Below are 2,014 nucleotides of genomic sequence, written 5' to 3'. Positions count from 1 at the left end.
TGGAAAACGGCGGGAGCCCACGGCGCCCGACCGAGGTCGGGTGCCGTGGGCTCCTGTGGATCGCGCAGGGCCCGCGCCGGTCAGTAGACCGGCTTGTCGGGTTCGATCTGGTTGACCCAGCCGATGACGCCGCCGCCGACGTGGACGGCGTCGGAGAAGCCGGCGGACTTCAGGACCGCGAGAACTTCCGCACTGCGGACACCCGTCTTGCAGTGCAAGACGATCTTCTTGTCCTGGGGCAGCGTCTCCAGCGCGGTTCCCATGAGGAACTCGTTCTTGGGGATCAGCTTGGCGCCCGGGATGGAGACGATCTCGTACTCGTTGGGCTCGCGGACGTCGATGATCTCGATGTTCTCGCCGTCGTCGATCCACTCCTTGAGCTGCTTGGGAGTGATCGTGGAGTCCATCGCCGCCGCCTGCGCCTCCTCGGAGACGACGCCGCAGAAGGCCTCGTAGTCGATGAGCTCGGTGACGGTCGGGTTCTCGCCGCAGACCGCGCAGTCGGGGTCCTTGCGGACCTTGACCTGCCGGTACTGCATCTCCAGGGCGTCGTAGATCATCAGCCGGCCGACCAGCGGGTCGCCGATGCCCGCGATGAGCTTGATGGCCTCGTTGACCTGGATGGAGCCGATGGACGCGCACAGCACGCCGAGCACGCCGCCCTCGGCGCAGGAGGGGACCATGCCCGGGGGCGGGGGCTCCGGGTAGAGGCAGCGGTAGCAGGGACCGTGCTCGGACCAGAACACGGACGCCTGGCCGTCGAAGCGGTAGATGGAACCCCAGATGTACGGCTTGTTCAGCAGCACACAGGCGTCGTTGACCAGGTAGCGGGTGGCGAAGTTGTCCGTGCCGTCCACGATCAGGTCGTACTGGCTGAAGATGTCCATCACGTTGTCGGCCTCGAGCCGCTCCTCGTGAAGGATCACGTTCACGTACGGGTTGATGCCCTGGACGGTGTCACGCGCGGACTCGGCCTTGGAGCGGCCGATGTCGGACTGGCTGTGGATGATCTGACGCTGCAGGTTCGACTCGTCGACCTCGTCGAACTCCACGATGCCGAGCGTGCCGACGCCCGCCGCGGCCAGGTACATCAGCGCGGGCGAGCCCAGGCCGCCGGCGCCCACACAGAGCACCTTGGCGTTCTTCAGCCGCTTCTGCCCGTCCATCCCCACATCGGGGATGATCAGGTGGCGGGAGTACCTGCGGACCTCGTCTACGGTGAGCTCGGAAGCCGGCTCGACCAGGGGTGGCAGCGACACGGGGACTCCGTTGGTCGGTCAATCACTACGTTTGTTCTCCCGTCAACACTGCCACGCCCTTCTTCATTCCGAGACACCCGTTCCGAGGCGCGAGACGATTTCGTCCCAGTAGCCGGGCATGGCCTCCCAGGGGTCCCCCTGGCCCCGGCCGCCGGTGCGGTCCGTGAAGTAGATCGTCGCCGCGCCCTGCCAGCGGGCGATGCGCAGCGCCTCCTCCAGGTGGCCGCGGGGCACGCTGTGCACGAAGTGGCAGAACCGGTCGGGCGGGTAGTCCGCCGTCCACTCCGCGACCTGCGACCAGCGGTAGTCGGACCAGGGCCCCGCGAAGGTCACCAGCTGGTCGGCGCACTCCGCGTAGCCGGGGTGCGGGTGGGTGCCGTGGCCGAGGACGAGATGGGTGGTGCCGGTGTCCGCCCGCAGGCCGGAGACGAAACGGCGGATGGCGGGGAGTTCGGCCCCGCCGGTGGGACAGCGGTCCAGCAGGAAGCCGTCGACCCGGTACCAGTCGAGGTAGCGGTGGGCGTCGTGACGCAGTTCGGTGTGGGCGCGGGCGCCCCGGGCGAGGTCCAGGCGGCCGAGGACGCGGACGCCGCCGTTCCGCAGCCGGCCCGCGGCCTCCAGGCAGTGCGGGTCGGGGCGGGCGCCCGGGCCCGCGGCGGGGGTGTGGGGACCAGGAGCACCTCCAGCCCGGCCGCCCGCACCCGGCGCAGCGCCGCCACGGCACCCGGCAGCGGCCGCCAGGACACGGTGAGCAC

2 protein-coding genes are annotated in these 2,014 nt (G+C 69.7%); both read right to left on the bottom strand.

The window, feature by feature from the left end; translation table 11 throughout:
- Positions 1-80 precede the first annotated feature (80 nt).
- Positions 81-1,259 carry an adenylyltransferase/sulfurtransferase MoeZ gene (gene moeZ, locus FRZ03_RS14690; RefSeq protein WP_146465597.1) on the bottom strand — a complete coding sequence of 393 codons (1,179 nt, stop codon included), beginning with the start codon at positions 1,257-1,259 and terminating at the stop codon, positions 81-83.
- Between the two features lie 63 nt (positions 1,260-1,322).
- Complete coding sequence (locus tag FRZ03_RS14685) at positions 1,323-2,000, bottom strand: spherulation-specific family 4 protein (protein ID WP_222443374.1); 678 nt, start codon at positions 1,998-2,000, stop codon at positions 1,323-1,325.
- Positions 2,001-2,014 lie beyond the last annotated feature (14 nt).

It is taken from the genome of Streptomyces misionensis (assembly GCF_007896895.1).
Classification (GTDB): domain Bacteria; phylum Actinomycetota; class Actinomycetes; order Streptomycetales; family Streptomycetaceae; genus Streptomyces; species Streptomyces misionensis_A.
The sequence above is the reverse complement of the archived record's forward strand: the minus strand, read 5'-3'. Positions and strand labels throughout refer to the sequence as shown.